14 protein-coding genes are annotated in these 16,729 nt (G+C 43.9%); 9 read left to right on the forward strand and 5 right to left on the reverse strand.

The annotated features are described in order from the left end of the window. Positions 1 to 48: 48 nt before the first annotated feature. From ACXAGK_RS05040 to ACXAGK_RS05055, 4 genes are all read right to left on the reverse strand, one after another. Positions 49 to 708, reverse strand: coding sequence for a response regulator (locus ACXAGK_RS05040; RefSeq protein ID WP_014950680.1), 660 nt, complete (start codon positions 706 to 708; stop codon positions 49 to 51). A gap of 272 nt (positions 709 to 980) precedes the next feature. Then, the gene (locus tag ACXAGK_RS05045; protein ID WP_474854579.1) at positions 981 to 1,841 is read right to left on the reverse strand and encodes a hypothetical protein; all 861 of its coding nucleotides are present in this window, start codon (positions 1,839 to 1,841) and stop codon (positions 981 to 983) included. 200 nt (positions 1,842 to 2,041) lie between these two features. Continuing rightward, positions 2,042 to 3,271: a porin family protein gene (locus ACXAGK_RS05050; RefSeq protein ID WP_474854581.1), complete on the reverse strand. Its 1,230-nt coding sequence runs from the start codon at positions 3,269 to 3,271 to the stop codon at positions 2,042 to 2,044. A 251-nt stretch (positions 3,272 to 3,522) separates the two neighbouring features. Beyond that, entirely contained in the window at positions 3,523 to 4,377 is an 855-nt protein-coding gene (locus ACXAGK_RS05055; protein WP_474854583.1) for a right-handed parallel beta-helix repeat-containing protein, read from the reverse strand. Between the two features lie 158 nt (positions 4,378 to 4,535). On the opposite strand from ACXAGK_RS05055, the gene ACXAGK_RS05060 reads away from it, so the two are divergent. Beyond that, positions 4,536 to 5,456: a HEAT repeat domain-containing protein gene (locus ACXAGK_RS05060; protein ID WP_474854585.1), complete on the forward strand. Its 921-nt coding sequence runs from the start codon at positions 4,536 to 4,538 to the stop codon at positions 5,454 to 5,456. 347 nt (positions 5,457 to 5,803) lie between these two features. Then, positions 5,804 to 6,118 (forward strand): L-rhamnose mutarotase, encoded by a 315-nt coding sequence (gene rhaM, locus ACXAGK_RS05065; RefSeq protein WP_474804981.1) that lies wholly within the window; start codon positions 5,804 to 5,806, stop codon positions 6,116 to 6,118. 114 nt (positions 6,119 to 6,232) lie between these two features. Here the strand turns inward: rhaM and ACXAGK_RS05070 are convergent, their stop codons facing one another. Beyond that, positions 6,233 to 7,021, reverse strand: coding sequence for a DUF1961 family protein (locus ACXAGK_RS05070; RefSeq protein WP_474854587.1), 789 nt, complete (start codon positions 7,019 to 7,021; stop codon positions 6,233 to 6,235). 138 nt (positions 7,022 to 7,159) lie between these two features. Here ACXAGK_RS05070 and ACXAGK_RS05075 point away from each other — a divergent pair, with 138 nt between their 5' ends. The 7 genes from ACXAGK_RS05075 to ACXAGK_RS05105 all read left to right on the forward strand — a co-directional run bounded on the left by ACXAGK_RS05075 (position 7,160) and on the right by ACXAGK_RS05105 (position 16,712). Further along, positions 7,160 to 9,856 (forward strand): exo-rhamnogalacturonan lyase family protein, encoded by a 2,697-nt coding sequence (locus ACXAGK_RS05075; RefSeq protein ID WP_474854589.1) that lies wholly within the window; start codon positions 7,160 to 7,162, stop codon positions 9,854 to 9,856. A 213-nt stretch (positions 9,857 to 10,069) separates the two neighbouring features. Next, on the forward strand, positions 10,070 to 11,176 hold the full coding sequence (gene bglB, locus ACXAGK_RS05080) for a beta-galactosidase BglB (protein WP_474854591.1): 1,107 nt from the start codon (positions 10,070 to 10,072) through the stop codon (positions 11,174 to 11,176). Positions 11,177 to 11,208: 32 nt separating this feature from the next. Then, positions 11,209 to 12,756 carry an MFS transporter gene (locus ACXAGK_RS05085; RefSeq protein WP_474854593.1) on the forward strand — a complete coding sequence of 516 codons (1,548 nt, stop codon included), beginning with the start codon at positions 11,209 to 11,211 and terminating at the stop codon, positions 12,754 to 12,756. Continuing rightward, a complete protein-coding gene (locus ACXAGK_RS05090; protein ID WP_474854595.1) occupies positions 12,737 to 14,083 on the forward strand; it encodes an oligogalacturonate lyase family protein in 1,347 nt (448 codons plus the stop codon). Before ACXAGK_RS05085 ends, ACXAGK_RS05090 begins: the two co-directional genes overlap by 20 nt. 50 nt (positions 14,084 to 14,133) lie before the next feature. Further along, the gene (kduD, locus tag ACXAGK_RS05095) at positions 14,134 to 14,895 is read left to right on the forward strand and encodes a 2-dehydro-3-deoxy-D-gluconate 5-dehydrogenase KduD (RefSeq protein ID WP_474854597.1); all 762 of its coding nucleotides are present in this window, start codon (positions 14,134 to 14,136) and stop codon (positions 14,893 to 14,895) included. A gap of 56 nt (positions 14,896 to 14,951) precedes the next feature. Beyond that, entirely contained in the window at positions 14,952 to 15,725 is a 774-nt protein-coding gene (locus ACXAGK_RS05100) for an IclR family transcriptional regulator (RefSeq protein WP_049588497.1), read from the forward strand. Positions 15,726 to 15,770: 45 nt separating this feature from the next. Further along, a complete protein-coding gene (locus tag ACXAGK_RS05105; RefSeq protein ID WP_474854599.1) occupies positions 15,771 to 16,712 on the forward strand; it encodes a sugar kinase in 942 nt (313 codons plus the stop codon). Positions 16,713 to 16,729: the final 17 nt, after the last annotated feature.

A 16,729-nucleotide genomic window follows, 5' to 3' on the forward strand; every position in this document is an offset into this window, starting at 1 on the left:
GTGTCTAAGACCTATTAATCTTCGGTGCACAGCAAAGATCAACAGATCTTAATTAAATACGTATTGGTTAAAGTCGATATTCGCGGCACTGGCGACAACCTTTACTCGGTTGCTGGCGCCTAATTTTTTGAGAATAGATGAGACGTGAGACTTAACCGTGGTTTCAGAAATATTAAGCTCGTAGGCAATCACTTTATTGGCTAACCCTTGAGTTAGATATTTCAGTACAGTCAGCTCTTTTCGTGTTAATGAACGAATTTGCTCCGGCGAAATACCGTTGTCATTGGTCATGCGTGTTCTGGTAGACGGCGTTCTCAATATCTCTGAAGGTAAACACACGTTCCCTTCAAAAATACTCTCGATAGATGTGGCTATTTCTTCAATCTTGCTGCTTTTTGAAATAAAGCCAACGGCACCATAAGAAATGGTTTGCAGTATATTTTGCTTTTCCGTTTCAGCGGAAATAATCACTACAGGTACGTTAGGGTGTTGGTTTCGAATTTCTAAAAGTCCGTTTAGGCCACAGGTTTCCGGCATATTTAAATCAAGCATGATTAAATCGAACTTCGCGTCTTGCTCTAGCAACGTTAACGCTTCAGAAATTGAATTGGCTTCGAGGGTTTCTGAGTCGGGAAACTTTTTCCCTAAAATAGTAATCATTGCGTGACGAAAAATAGGGTGGTCGTCAATTATCAAGATACGGTGCATGGTCTTTCCCTCAGCTAAAAAAGCGACATTTGCCGCTGGCCTTGTGACTTGTTTGGGCTGGCGTTTTATTCACACATAAGCCTTTTAGTAAGACAAAATTATGGCGTAAATGAAACGCTTCAAAGTGACCAAATTCTCCGAAATATTAAAAGCTAAACAGTCACTTCACGTGTTTACAATGTTAACATTAATATAACATTAAATCAGGTCTAATAAGACCAATGGCTTATAATAAAAAAGCACGTAAGACCAGTACGGACGGGACTTTCGTTCTATAACTCGTCAAGTAACTGCCTTCTTTTTTCGGCGTATTCTGTTTCGCTAATTAGGTTTGCCTTTTTTAGTGCGTCTAACCGTTTAAAACGAGCAACGATATCGTTTTCTGCTGGTAAGGGGGCCGAGCCAGCTACGTCTTTCTTATCGGGTGTGTTTTCCCTATTCGCTGGGGAAAGTGTTTCCTTTTCTACAGGTGCTTCAAATGCCAGCTGAGTCGGTGCGACCACCCAATCGAAGCGATTTTTCGTTTTCAGTTCTATACCAGGTGCGGAAAAAGAGAGTGGGGAATCGAATGAGAACTTTGCTTGTTTGCGATTACCAAAATCAAAGTCGTATTTTACCAAGCCCTGAGAAGTAGGATCATAGGCCATTTCGTAGGCTTTATTGGCTACTTTATCGAATTCGCCAATAAGAATATTGAGCTGGTCGTCTGCAACGAAAATACTGCCTGCAACGTAATACGTTTGGGTTTTAAGGCCTGCCAAATATCGCTTCTCTTTACTAAGAGCAAAAATTACGTCTTGCTGAGCAGTCGCTGTTCGCAGCGCCTCAGGCAGATAGGCGGCAAGTAACGCAACCTGTTCGTTGGAAAAAAGCGGTGTTGACGTATTTTTGTTCTTAACCACCTGAATAGCGCTAAGTATGGCGGATACATCCTGCTCTTGCAGCGTAAAGGGGTGCTGGTTGGCACGCACGTCACTGTCTGTTTCGTTTTGCTTTTCAACAAGGCGAATAAAATTGTTTTTGTCCTCCTGAAATATGACCTGTGCGTCTGCGATATGTACTGTCGTTATGAAGAGTAGGGCTAACAGAATGGGTTGAGCTGAACGTAATGAAAATAGAGATATATTTTTCATGATCTTTCCTTTTTCAATAGGAAAAGCGAGAGTGAATCTCGCTTTTTTATGTCATATCTTTTAGCTTAATTTTAATTTCTGACTTAAGTTTAAAATTGTTCAGTTTTTTATCATTAATTAAATGAATCGAGTAATTTTTAAATTTCAGAGTAATTAGATATAAGTTCAATGTTAAAATATGACTGATTTTTAATTCTCAATTAAAAGAACACAGTGCCACCTAGTTGAATTAGGGTTAAGTCTTCTGCGCTGTTATAAATTCCTTGCGCAGATTCTGAACCATCAATATCTAAACTTAGGTTTTCGTATTTCGCGTACACCAAGAAGCGCGAGCCAACATATTGTTCTGCTGCAACACCCCACTGACTAAGCTCTGAGCCGGTAACGCCATCTAAATGAGCCATGCCGTATTGGTCGTTATAACTGGCATATTCAGCATAGAAAGCAGAATCTCCAAAGCGATTAAACTGTTTTCTAATACCCGCTTTAAAGTAATAGGCATCCGTATCGTCACCCGACCCAACAATCGCGTCGTCAGCTTCTTCCATCTGATAGGTGGCTACCCCAAATACACCTGACTCAATATGCATGAGCCCTGCTTGCAGTTGTAGCGTAGTTGAACTGTTGCCACCCACATTGCTACCGCCATCTTTATTCACTGAGTAACCTGCGTGAAGGTTAGTTTTGAAGCCTTCGTGCTCAGCCGCATACTTAACCGCAATATCGTAAATTTCGTCGTTTGCATAACCTACTGCAATACTCACGTTGCCTATTTGAGGGAGATCGTAGCGCACGCCGTTGCGATATATGCCGTTACAGTCAATACCAATACCCAAGCCAGGCGTAGCCAAGCACTGAGCAAATTGACCCCACGCGACATTGGTTGAACCTTCTTCTACGCCTCGAATAAAGAAGCCATTTGCTCTAAATAATGGAGAAATTCCCGACCAGATTGTGCCAGAGGGATCGGCTAGAACGGCAATGTTATCGGTGGGAAGGCTTTGTAAACCAATGGTGATTTTACCCCAGTCGCCACCAAAGTAGAGGCTACTGCCCAACAGGCCTATGTCGCCGCCATTGAAGGTGTCTAAGTTATCCTGGTTTGCAAACAAAAGCGGGGTTTGATGGCCACCACCGGCGTAGTTCGGTGCGCCTGAAAGAGGTTCAATAATGACCTCAAAGCCCACGTCAATGCCTTGTTCTTCCAGTTTATAATTCCCTGAAAGCGTAATACGGCTGCCTAGCGTTGTACCGTTGTCTGAAAGTTGTGCCACATCACTACCCACACCGTCGTCGTAATAGGTTAAGCCTTCGTTTATCCACCCAGAGATATTCCATGAATAGGGCTCGTCTTGGGCAAAACTATGGCTACTGACTGTGCTTAAAATGACAATAGATAAACAGGTTTTTGTCAATGTATTCTTTTTCATTTTACTGTCCCAATATTGGTAGTGTTGATTAATTACAGTGGCTTTTTATTTTTATTTTTGACTGGTTTAATGCTTTCGGTGTCCAGTAAATTGATAATAGGTTTTATTGAATTTTGAACCATCGGCCGTAAGGCGTGTTAATCTCCTTCTTTAGTAGCGGGAAAATTAAATGTATAAATGATAAAAAACGCGACTACTGTGAAAAAGTAAGTCGCGTTTTTTTGGTTTTTGTTGCAGTTATAGCGGCTTAATTAGTTGGCGATCGACCCACCGCAATCAGCGTTTATGCTATTATTAGAACCACCTCTTATTCTACAATTGGGTGTCCCTCTTACTTTTCCGCTATTTACCTTAGTGTTGGATGAGTCTTGAATATAAATACCTTCTTGATTGCTCGACGCTATATCTACATAGTTTACTGTTGTACCACTTGAGCCGCTGACGCTAAAGAAGCCGCGTCCGGAATTACGAGATTTGACTGAGCCTACTTGAATATTTCCGCCATTATTATTCGCAACTCTGAACGTGGCGTATCCCCCATATTGATCATTTTTGTCGCCTTCTACGCGAGAAACAGTACCATTTCTGCTGCGATTAAGTAGTAAACCACATCCATCTGTATTGTTCGCTTTGATTGTACCTATTGTAAACCCATTGGTGTCCCACAATTCCACGGCATGGCCACCCACATTGTCGGCTTCAACGTTGTTTATGGTGACGGTTTTATTTTCGGTGCCTTTATCAAACCTTATTCCGCCAACACTATTGCTCATATTTTTCATTTTAAAGTTCTCGATGGTGAAACTACTACACCCTCTTGCAAGTAAGGCGTAGCGAGGGCTGTTGGTTACCGTTACATTTTTTATCGTTACGCCCCGCCGGTTGAAGCAACGGAACAAACCATTGTCTGAAATATTGCCTCCATCAATGGTTCTGCCTCCAAAGTCGTAGGTCTCATTATCAATTAAATTAATAGTAGAGGAGGGTTTATTTGGAATCTGAGTGGTGTCCGCCGCATCAGCCACACTTACCAATGATAGAGCAATTGCCAATGCACCCAGTGGTGATATCCACAAAGCCTGTTTTCTTGCTATTTTTAAAGACATAAAGCATTCCTATTGTGTTGTTATGTTAACTGTGTGTTAATTTTTTATTTTTTCAATCAATATTGGTCAGAATCAATTGCTAACATTCAATTAGATTCATAATTGAAACCTATTACGCGGATGGTACTAAATAGGAAAACATGCAGTGAGGTGAGCGAGTGAAAAAGGGGGATGGCATTGTACTAGGTGTCGCAATTGGCGTAGCTGTTTCATTTCTAGTATTCACAAAATGGAATGGAGAAATGACTTACGACAACAACAAGCCTTTGCTGAGCGAAGTGAGTAATGGCAACGAAGCAATCTTAAATTGTACTATGCCTTCTTTAATATCATGGCAAAGTTCGCGTTCGGAGAGCAACGTAACAGCTAATATAGACGCTGGTTATAACGCGTTGATCAGCAGCGATAAATCAAAACTTCTGGATTTCTTGTTTTTGCTCCGAACCCATCCATCACCCCATGAGTTTATGGTTCACAAACTATTAAGCGCGAATTATTCCGAGCAGAGAATTTTACTTGATGCCCTCTCTCTCGAGGATGAAAACCTAAGATTCTCCGTGTTAAGCGGTCTTTTTCATGAGAGTACACCGCAAGCGGTTGATTTAGCGCTTGATATTGTCAAAAAGCATCACTTTTCAAATACTGCTATGGAAGTAGAAGCGCTTTTGATTGAGCAGAGTTATCAAATGGAGAAATCGTCCCATATAGCTGATATCGCTAGGTTGCTAAATTTACGTAGCGCTCAGGCGTACAAGAAAGAAGAGATAGCGCAGCATATGGAGGCATTATTACAACATCAAAATCAGGATATCCAGATTCAAGCTATCGCAGGTATTACGCTCTACGGAACTCAATTAAGTCTCGTATCGGCAATAGAGAAACTATTATTCCAACCTGATCTGGCACTAAGGCGAGCGGCCATTAAAGCAATGTACAGTGTCGAAGCATCGTGGCTCCACGTCAACTTGATTCATGAAGTAGAATACATTGCAAAAAACCAATCTCAAGAAATTCCTTACAAAAACTGGCTGAGGATATTATACATTTTCACGGCCTATGAAGTATTCGCGCGCTCATAATTCATCTATTGTTATGTTTCTCATTTAAACTTTAATGTTTCCTAGTATTTACATTGCTTGAGCATTTATGATTGAATTTGAATGTTAAAGGCTGGTGTGTGAAGTTTGACCGGTGTTACATAGGTTTTCGTGTTAATACGAGAAAACCATCGTCGATGTCAAAGTAAACGCGAGAGTCGTTTGTATATTTTTTGGCGCGTTTACGCATAATCACCTCAAACCCTACATGTAGGCGCGCCGCCTTATTTAAACCTTTCGCCACAGGGGGACTCGGCATAATCGTTTTCATTTAACGAAATCAGTGCTGGGTAAGTGCGTTGTCAGTGAGCTCTAATAGGATATTTGAAATGGAAAAAATAGCGTTTGTAATGCAGTTGCTGCCCGGTTTTGAGGATGAATATAAAAAACGTCACGATGAGATTTGGCCTGAACTTGTGGCTTTATTGAAAAAAGCGGGTATCCACGACTACTCAATATTTCTGCACCCAGACACCTTGCAGTTGTTCGCGGTGTTAAAACGGGAATCGACTCACGATATGGATAACTTACCCGAATACGAAATCATGCAAAAGTGGTGGGCATTTATGGGCGATATTATGGAACACAACCCCGATAACAGCCCAGTTGTTCAGCCGCTTACGCGAGTATTTCATCTAGACTAGAGCCTGTTAGCTGCTGCCAAAAAGTTCAACAAAAAACAACAGGTTCGAGTATCACTTTTTGTTAGTTCGCATGTAGAGAAAATTAAGCCAGCTATGACACTGGCTTAGTGAGTGCTATGGGGTTGTATTGGCCCATACTTTTAAATTTCTATACTGGAACTGAGTCCATTTCATCTGTCTAAAACCTATAAAGCCGTCTGTCAAAGGTTTACCCGTGTCGACGTTGTCTATAACCGAGGTGTTATCTATATAGTCAATCACCTTTTCGTCATCAACAAACAGCTGTATGTGCGCGCTTTGCTTCACTAGCGTGATGTTATGTATCTGTGTTGACTGAGCAGGAATGCCTACTTTTCCTTTTTGCAGTAATGAGAACGTGTTGTTTTTTCTCAAATTTGCGTGTTGACGATTGGGATTGTGGGCCGCGTTTGCATAGTAAGATATATGATAGCTTTTAATATCACCCTCGGTATATTGAGTGAAAGTACCATTTCGAGGTACAAGCTGGTCGTCGAAAATAGACTCTCCATTTACCCCTTTAGCTGCGAAAAAAATAATGACTAACCCAGCGTCAGTATTGAGGGCTTGCGCTTGCCAACTCGCTACAAAGCTGTCTGGAAATGACACGGGAGCCCAATACACATGATGCATGGCTTCATCAGGTGACCACATTTGCATCCAATTACTCTTGAAGCTTACCTGCCCAGGCCCCTCCATTCGCCAACCAGCCATATCTTCGTCACTTTGCATGGGGTTGTCATAGATAAGCTGCATATGTTGAGTTACTTGTGCAGGGACAGCGTTAAGGGGCATAGTATCAGGTGCTTTTTGGTAGCCAGGCAATAACAGCACTACGAGTGTAAATAAGCTAGCTTTGGCTAGTAAAGTAAATATATTCGACACAGTGATCTCTCCCCTGAAGATTTAAATGCGCAATTATTATCAATCAAATCCAATCATAATTGGTTATTTTATTTCTTTTGTGATAAAAATTAAACAAAGATTAAAAACTAATTAACAATAAGCGTTATCGGAGTCCACATGGATAGACGAGAATTTATTATCCGTTCTGGGGTGGCAGCATCTGTGCCATTTTCATTAACAGCGTGTTCAGCATCAACGAAGCCGGCTAGCGGTACGCCTCTTCAATCATCAAAAAAAATAGAGCGTATTAAAGGCGCTCTCAATTGGCTAGACGGTGATGAGCCCGGCGAACTAAAAGGGACGACTTTTGGTTATCCATGGAAACAGGGTGCGTTGCGTAAAGGAGAGCCACTTTCGCTTGTTAATGAAAAAAGCGAGCAGATTCCTCTGCAAACATGGGTAACAGCATTTTGGCCTGATGGTTCTATAAAGTGGACGGCTCATGCTATACCTGCATCAGCAGAAGTCGGTCGCGCGGCAAAGATCATAAAATCGGCTCCAAAGATTCCCAGAACACCGGTCAAGGTAAGTGAAAACGCCAATGCGGTGACACTTTCAACAGGCATAGCGCAGTTTGAAATTCCTAAACAGGGTACGCATATTGTTAGTAAGTTGATGCGTGGTAACAAGTTAGTTGGGCAAAACGCACATCTTGTCGGATTGGTAAAGTCCTCCCCTGACTTCGATGCAGTCACTACTCAGTTTTCTTCAAAAATACAAAGCGTTACGGTTGAGCAGACCGGACCTGTGCGTGCTGTCATCAAAGTTAAGGGGGTTCATGCTAGAGAAAATAGTAAACAATGGTTGCCCTTCACAATACGACTGTATGGATACGCTGGCAGCGAGGCGTTACACATAACTCACTCTTTTGTTTTTGACGGCGATGTAAACAATGACTTTATACAAGGTTTAGGTTTGCGTTTCTCGGTACTGCAAAACGATGCACTTTACGACAGGCATCTGCGTTTAGTAGGGGAAGGAGAAGGGCTATGGGCAGAAGCGGTAAAGGGTATTACGGGACTTAGGCGAGACCCCGGTCAAGCGGTAAAAGATGCCCAGATCGCGGGACGCAAAACACCTCCTTTAAGTGAATGGGATGAGCGTGTAAGTAGTCGCTTGCAATACATCCCAGTTTGGAACGATGTTACATTAACGCAAATAGGTGCTAACGGCTTTGAGATCAAAAAGAGAACCAAAGCAGGTCACGGTTGGATAGGTGTAGATCAAGGGGCGCGTTCAAGTGGGGTAGGTTATCTGGGCGGTTGTAGTGGCGGTATCGCTTTTGGCATGCGTGACTTCTGGCAATTGCACCCAGTACAAATCGATATACGCGATGCAGGAGAAGCGATTTCTCACGCCACAATATGGTTTTACTCCCCTGAAGCTCCCGCCATGGACGTACGCTTTTATCACGACGGAATGGGTCAAGAAACCTATGAGGAGCAACTCGACGCCCTCAATATCATCTACGAAGATTATGAACCTGGATTTGGCGATGCTCATGGCATCGCGCGTACCACCGAATTTACCCTTTCAGTGAAAGACAGTACACCAGCGAGAGATGATATTATTCGCATGGCGGAGCAAGTACGCCACCCCTCTAGATTAGTGGCGGCGCCAATTGATTACTTAGAAGCTAAAGTATTTGGCGGCGTGTGGAGCTTACCAGATCGTTCAACACCTGCACGCAAACAAATAGAGGACCGACTAGCATGGCAGGTTCACTATTATGCTGGACAAGTTGAACAGCGTCATTGGTACGGATTTTGGAATTACGGGGATATTATGCATACCTATGATGCTGATCGTCACGTTTGGCGATACGACATAGGGGGGTATGCATGGGATAATTCTGAGTTGTCTCCTGATTTATGGCTATGGTACTCGTTTTTACGCAGTGGCGATCCTACCAGCTTTCATTTAGCTGAGCGCATGACTCGGCACAATCGCGATGTGGATATATATCACGCCGGTAAATTTAAGGGGCTAGGTACTCGTCACAACGTACAGCATTGGGGGTGTAGTGCTAAACAAATGCGCATAAGCACCGCGGCTTATCGTCGTTTTCACTACTACATTACCGGTGACGAACGAACTGGTGATGTTCTCAACGAAGTTGCAAATGCAGACGCTGCACTAGCTGTGGTAAATCCAACCCGGAAGGTAGATAAAGTTAACCCTATTCCTGGATTGGCGAAGATGGGAGTAGGAACAGATTGGGGCTCTACTGCTGCAAACTGGCTAACGGCATGGGAGCGCAGCGGTAACGACGAGTACAAAGAAAAGCTCGTTAATGCGATGAAAGTTATTGGTTCTCACCCTCAAGGGTTCTTTGCAGGCGCATTTGGCTACAATGTGAAAACACAAAAATTAGTTCCCTATGAAGATACAGGGCCTAAGCTATCCCATTTAAGCTCGGTATTCGGACTAATAGAGATATCCACTGAATTACTGCAATTACTCGACGTGCCTGAATACAAAAAAGTATGGCTGCAATACGGCCGCTTATATAGTGCGCCCGCGAGTGAACAAACAGCAGTACTTGGCAAGCGTATGAAAGGCAACAGTCTTACGGTGGCTCATTCTAGACTTACAGCCTATGTTGCAGCTCAAGAGAATGATGAAACCCTGGCTAAACGAGCTTGGCGGGAGTTCAATAAGGCTAGTAGTCAAGGTGCCATCCAAACTGACTGCATTGCGGGGCCGAGAACCCTAAATTCGGTTGACGAGGCAGCTTGGCTTGCAACGAATGATGCGTCCCAGTGGGGACTTGCTGCAATCCAAAATCTTGCTCTTATTAAAGACGCCTTATAGAGCAGCCAACAATTAATCGTTTAACCTTTTATAAGGCGCTTAATTTTTAAGCGCCTTTTCTTATTTGAACAAATAAATTTCATATATGAATTTAAATTGTAAAAATCACTTCGGTAATCATGTTAAATTGATGTGAAATGATGTATTGTGATTGAAAGTGATTTTTTACGGCGGCTATATTTGAGCCCGTATTGTTTAATTAGAGGAATTGTTATGCCTGCTATCGTAAACGACATCGCCTATTCAACGGTTCGCAATAAGATTGATTTACTTATCGATAATCTTGTCAATATTACTGATGAAACCGGCGAGTTTTTGCTTAAACTCGAAGATGGACGTGTTATTGACACTAAAGGCTGGGGAGATTGGGAGTGGACGCACGGTATAGGTCTGTACGGCTTGCTAAAGTATTGGGATATTACCGGCGACAGCAAGGCGCAGGAAATTATTGAAGCATGGTTTGCTGACCGATTTGCAGAAGGCACGCCGACGAAAAACGTCAACACTATGTCTCCTTTCCTAACCCTTGCTTACATGCAAGAACGCACGGGTAATCGCAGCTACCTCCCTTATTTAGATGTGTGGGCAGAGTGGGTAATGCGAGACATGCCGCGCACCGAAGAAGATGGTTTACAACATATTGTGTTTAACGCAGACAACTATCAGCACTTGTGGGATGACACATTAATGATGAGTGTGCTTCCCCTGGCTAAAATAGGCCTGCTATTAGACAGACCTCATTATGTTGAAGAAGCGAAGCGTCAGTTTATGTTACATACCAAATACCTCGCTGATAGAAAAACAGGACTTTGGTTCCACGGGTGGACATTTGATGGTCGTCACAACTTTGCCGATGCGCGTTGGGCTAGGGGAAACTGTTGGGTCACTATCGCTATTCCTGAGTTTATCGAGTTGCTCGATTTACCAGAGACTGACAGCTTGAGATTGTTTTTAATTGAAACATTAGAAGTACAAATTAAAGCACTCGTTGAGACACAGCATGAAAATGGTTTATGGCATACCTTGCTTGATGATCCTGACTCTTATCTAGAGGCGTCTGCAGCCGCAGGATTTGCTTACGGCATTTTGAAAGCAGTGCGAAAAGGTTACGTTGGTAAGGAGTATCTCCCTTGCGCAGAAAAAGCAATCAAAGCGGTGATTGAACATATTGATGAAACCGGTGAACTTCAGCAGGTCTCATTTGGTACGCCTGTTTTCGATACCCTTCAAGGCTACAAGGATATCCCGTTAACGTCGATGCCGTATGGCCAGTCTATGGCGATACTGGCTCTGGTTGAGTATATGAATAACTACATCTAATCAACAATCACACGGGAAGAGGGAATAGAATAATGACAAGACGAGAACTAAAACCCGTCAATTATATCGCGTATGGTCTTAATGACATCCTCGGTGCAGGCTCCATGGCCGTCATCAGTGGTTGGATTTTGTTTTTCTATACAACGTTTTGTGGTCTATCAGCAGTGGAAGCTGCGAGTATTTTTGCCATAGCACGTATACTAGACGCGGTTGCAAGTCCTCTTATTGGTCATATATCAGACGGCCTAGGCAATACGCGACTTGGGCGCCGGTTCGGCCGTCGCAGAGTCTTTTTATTGTTTTCTATTCCCTTGCTTCCGAGCTTTGCATTAATGTGGGTTAGTGGTCAGCATTACCTCTACTATTTAGTTACTTACGTATTTTTCGAATTAGTTTACGCAGCGGTGATCATTCCTTATGAAACGCTTGCTGCCGAAATGACAGATGACTATAAGAAAAAAGCAAAGCTTGCCGGTGCGCGTATTCTTACCGGACAAATGTCGGCAATTTTGGCGGGCATTCTACCTAGTTGGATTGTCAGTTCAGTTGGGGGGAAAGAGTCAGCATCAACTTTCCTAATTATGGGGGTTATTTTTGCGGCCTTGTTTATGGCAGTGGTTTTCATTGTGTGGTTGTTTACGTGGGAACGTGAACAAACCGGTGTGAGTGAAGACGCGCTGGCGCAGGAACGCAAAGGAAGTGTGGCTGATACCTTCAAAGTGTTATATACCAATCTCACTTCTACACTGAAGATTCGAGCATTTCGTTTACATCTAGGTATGTATCTCGGTGGTTATATTAGCCAAGATGTATTTAATGCTGTGTTCACCTATTTTGTCGTATTCGCAATTGGCGGAACCGTTGTCGTGGCATCTGAAATGATGGCGGTAACTTACATTGCACAGCTCGCCGCCGTGGCAGTGGCAATACCGTTAGTTATGCGGTTTGGACCTGCACCAACCTATCGCGTAGCAATTTCACTTTATATCGTTGCTATTGTCGCGCTAGTGCTGATGTACGTCATGAGTGGAGAGTTTAACCTGTTATGGTTAGCCGCAGGCGTGATTATTGCTGGTCTTGGTCGGGGCGCGCTTAATTACATTCCTTGGAACACGTACAACTACATGGCGGATGTAGACCAAATCGTGACCGCTCAGCGTCGCGAAGGAAGTTTTGCGGGTGTCATGACGTTCATTCGAAAAGCAACACAGGCGCTTGCGGTCATGTCAGTGGGGATCATCCTGGAAATGGGGGGATTTATTTCAGGCGCGGACGCGCAAAGTGACCAAGCAGTTTCCACTATTGTGGTCATGCTAGCGGTTGGGCCTATTATCGTTTTGTTGCTCGGCTTCTACGTATCTACGTTCTTTAAATTAAGTAAAGAGACCCATGAAGTATTGATGGGAGAGATTGCTCATCTGAAAACAGGCGCCACTGCGCCAACGTCGGAACAAAACAAGCGCATTGTAGAAGATCTATCTGGTTTTAAATACGACGACCTCTGGGGACGCAATAACGTAGGGCGTTTTTCTCCTTCAGTTACCAAACCAGGAGTGAGAGATGCACTCAATGAAAAGTAATCACGCGTTTTCTAGCCTCCTACTCACTTTGGCATTATTCGCTACCTCAAGTGTTGCCAACACGATTCCTAAGGAGTGGATAGACGAGACGACGGGCCACCGTGTTGTAAGGCTGTCTGAAGAACCTGGCTCTCGCTCATTGTACTTCCATCAAAACGGTTACAGCGCCGAAGGAGATAAAATGGTTATCTCTGTTGATAATCCGCGAGGCATTGCAACAGTAGATTTGACTACCTTTGAAGTACGCAGGCTCTACGAACATCCTGATGTCGGGTTGTTATTTATGGGGCCGAAAAGTCGCAATGTGTATGTAACACAGATCGAAGGAGTTGGTAGCGGGAAGGTTGTAGCGAATAACGAACTGCAGCAACCTACCCAAGTACTTGCGATTGATATTGATACTGGTGACGCAAAGCACGTTGCTACTGTGCCGAGGGGGAAAGTTCACTCAATCAATGCCGATGAAACTTTGCTTATAGGTGCGTTTGCAGAGCGTGCTTATCAACTTGAATCGGGACCAAGACATGCTCGATTTGAAGCGCGATATGAGGCGCTAGGTGAGGACGGTAAACCACTTACTTTTGCTGAAGCCAAAGAGGTAAGAATTAATGAACGCCTTGAAGCTAGAATTCCTATGCAGATGTTTGTGGTCGATATCAAGACCGGAGAACAGCGAACCATCTATAAAGCGACAGACTGGTTAAATCACATTCAGTTTTCTCCTCAAGATCCTAACAAGATTATGTATTGCCACGAGGGTCCATGGCATAAAGTTGATCGCATTTGGACCATGAATTTAGATGGCAGTGAACGTAAAAAAATGCACGCGCGGACGATAAATATGGAAATAGCAGGGCATGAGTTTTTTGATGCCTCAGGGGAACGAATTTTCTACGACCTGCAAACGCCGCGAGGAGAGGTATTTTGGCTAGCTAGTGTAAACATAAACACTAACGAGCGGGTATGGCGCCACCTTCCTCGAGACTGGTGGTCGGTTCATTTTAATATTGCGCCTAACGGAATTCTATTTGCCGGTGACGGCGGCGACAGTGAGATGGTTGCTCGCGCCAATGATGGCAAATGGATATACCTTTTTGATTCGCAACCTGTTAAAGACGTGGCAGGAATAAGTGCGCCTGATGCTGAGCATTTGATTAAGCCGTCAGTTTTGAAAGCAACTAAGTTAGTGAATATGGAAAACCACGATTACAGGTTAGAGCCTAATGTTACCTTCACACCAGATAATAAATGGGTTGTTTTCCGTTCCAATATGCACGGCCCAGTCCATGTATATGCCGTAGAAGTAACGCCAGCAAAGGTGCAGTAAGTCGATAACTACTTTTAGCAATCAATTTTATTATTAGGGAGCAAGAAGCGATGGCTTTAAATTTTGAACTACATGGCAAGACTGCCCTGGTTACAGGAGCAAGCCGAGGTATTGGACAGGCGCTAGCGGTGGGGTTAGCTCAATCAGGTGCAACTGTGATTTGTGCCAGTAGTCGCAAAGGTGGCTGTGATGACACAGTGGCTAAAATTAAGGAACTAGGCCTGAATGCATATGCCCTTAGTGCTGATTTAAGTGACGCGGATGCAACGCACGCGCTCGCTGATGAAGCACTGACAATAAAAGGTAGCATAGATATTTTAGTTAACAACGGCGGTACCATTTATCGCGCACCGGCGACCGAGTTTCCGTTAGAACAATGGCAGAAAGTGATGCAGGTGAATATTGATTCTGCATTTATATTGTCCCAAGCAATTGGTAAGGCTATGGTCAAACACGGGCGTGGAAAAATCATTAATATAGCTTCAATGCTCAGTTACAGCGGGGGCATTACGGTGCCTGCATACACCGCTAGCAAACATGCTATCGCTGGGTTAACTAAGGCATTAGCGAACGAGTGGGGGCAGCACAATATTCAAGTTAACGCCATTGCTCCTGGCTACATTCGTACCGATAACACGCAAGCGCTTCAAGATGACAGTGAACGCAGCAATGAAATACTCAAGCGTATCCCAGCAAATCGTTGGGGCGAGGCAGAAGATTTACAAGGTGCGGCGGTATTCTTAGCCAGTGATGCCAGTGCCTATGTAAATGGTCATATCCTTGCAGTCGATGGCGGTTTCTTGGCGCGTTAATAACCTTGAGTCCGAGGCGCGAAAGCGCTTCAGCACTTCAAAAAGATGGAGTCAACATGGCGACAGAACGTTACACAATACCCAGTGTGGTTCATGCTTGCGAAATTTTACGATTGATGGCAAACAGCGAGCAAGGGTTGAGTATGCAAGCCCTAGAGGAAGCGTTGTCACTTCCAAGAACCACAGTGTTTCGTTTGTTAAAAACGCTACTGGCAGAAAACCTGCTCGAAAAGCGGGGCAAACTCTATTTCAGCGGAGCAAGTCTATTACAGCTAGGGTTACAAGTTATCCATTCTGACCGTCTGCAGCATTTTGCCATCCCCCATATTCAACGTTTAGCGCTGCAAACGGGGTATACCGCCCACTTAGCGGTGCCAAACCATGGGAAAGCACTAATAGTGGAAGTGTTTGACAGTCCTAGCCCCTTGATGGTGTCTAAGCGTCCGGGGGGGGAAGCTCAGCTTCATTGCTCTGCCACAGGAAAGGTATTTCTCGCATTCTTATATGCAGATAATGTCGAGCTACTTATGGAAGAGCATCCGATGGAAAAACATACTGACCTGACGATTACTGAGATTGATGTGCTCGAGAAAGAGTTATCTAGGGTAAGAGCCATGGGGTATGCCGTCGATGAAAGGGAATACAACAAGGATATACGCTGTGTCGCTGTACCTGTCAGAGATAGCATGGGCACAGTAGTAGCCGCACTTGGTATCACAGCTCCTGCGGCAGTATTTCCTAAAGGTAATATCCAACAAGTATCCGATTTGGTTAAAGAAGCCGCTCGTGGCATCTATAAAGATACGTATCAGCTAGATAGAGCAAAATAAATTTTTCCGATTGTCGCAAAACCACAAACAACCTAGAGCAAATTTATGTACCACAGTGTTTTTATTGGCGAGGTGATGGTAGAGCTGCCTATGACAGAGAGTAATAACGTTACCCTAAACGTCGCAGGTGATACCTTCAATAGTGCAATCTACTTCAAGCGGGTGTTTAACGAGAGTCAGGTGAGCTATTTAACCGCAATTGGTACTGATAAATTTAGTCAGCGTATAAGCCATTTCGCTGAAGAGGAGGGGATAGATAGCTCGCTGATGTTAAAACATCGCAACCGTTTGCCTGGACTTTATGCAATAGAAACCGACTCTCAAGGTGAGCGCTCTTTTCATTATTGGCGTGATAGGTCCGCTGCTAAAGAGCTTATGAATCTTGCTTTTAATCACGGTGTAACGCTAGACAACGCTGATCTCATTTATTTTACAGGCATAACCCTTGCCGTGCTTTGTGCGGCTCAACGACAGATGTTGCTCGACTTGCTAGAAGAGAGTAAGGCCAAGGGGGCAACCATTGCTTTTGATCCGAACTATCGCCCTATGTTGTGGGAAGGGCTTGAAGATGCAGTCTATTGGACACAAAAAGCTTATTCTTTGAGCGATATTGTATTTCCAGGGTTGGAAGATCATACCGCATTATTTGGACATGATTCTATACCTGAAATAGTAGACTTTTTTTCCTCTATGTCGCCACATGAGATGATCTTAAAAGATGGGGTTAAACCTGTAAGAGTCGTTACTCCATTCGAAGACACCTCTGTCTCTATTGTACCAGTAACAGACGTAGTCGATACCACGTCAGCGGGCGACGGTTTTACCGCAGGGTACTTGGCGTGCAGGGCAAAAAAAATGTCAGTAACGCACGCTGTTGAAGTTGCCGCAAAATTAGCGGGTACGATCATTCGCCATCCTGGCGCTATCATTCCTCGCCAAGTGATGGACAGTAACCATGTTGATTTATTATCTAGCCCGGTAGGTTAATCGCCTTAATTTAGGCA

It is taken from the genome of Alteromonas sp. ABM1_013 (genome assembly GCF_056160505.1).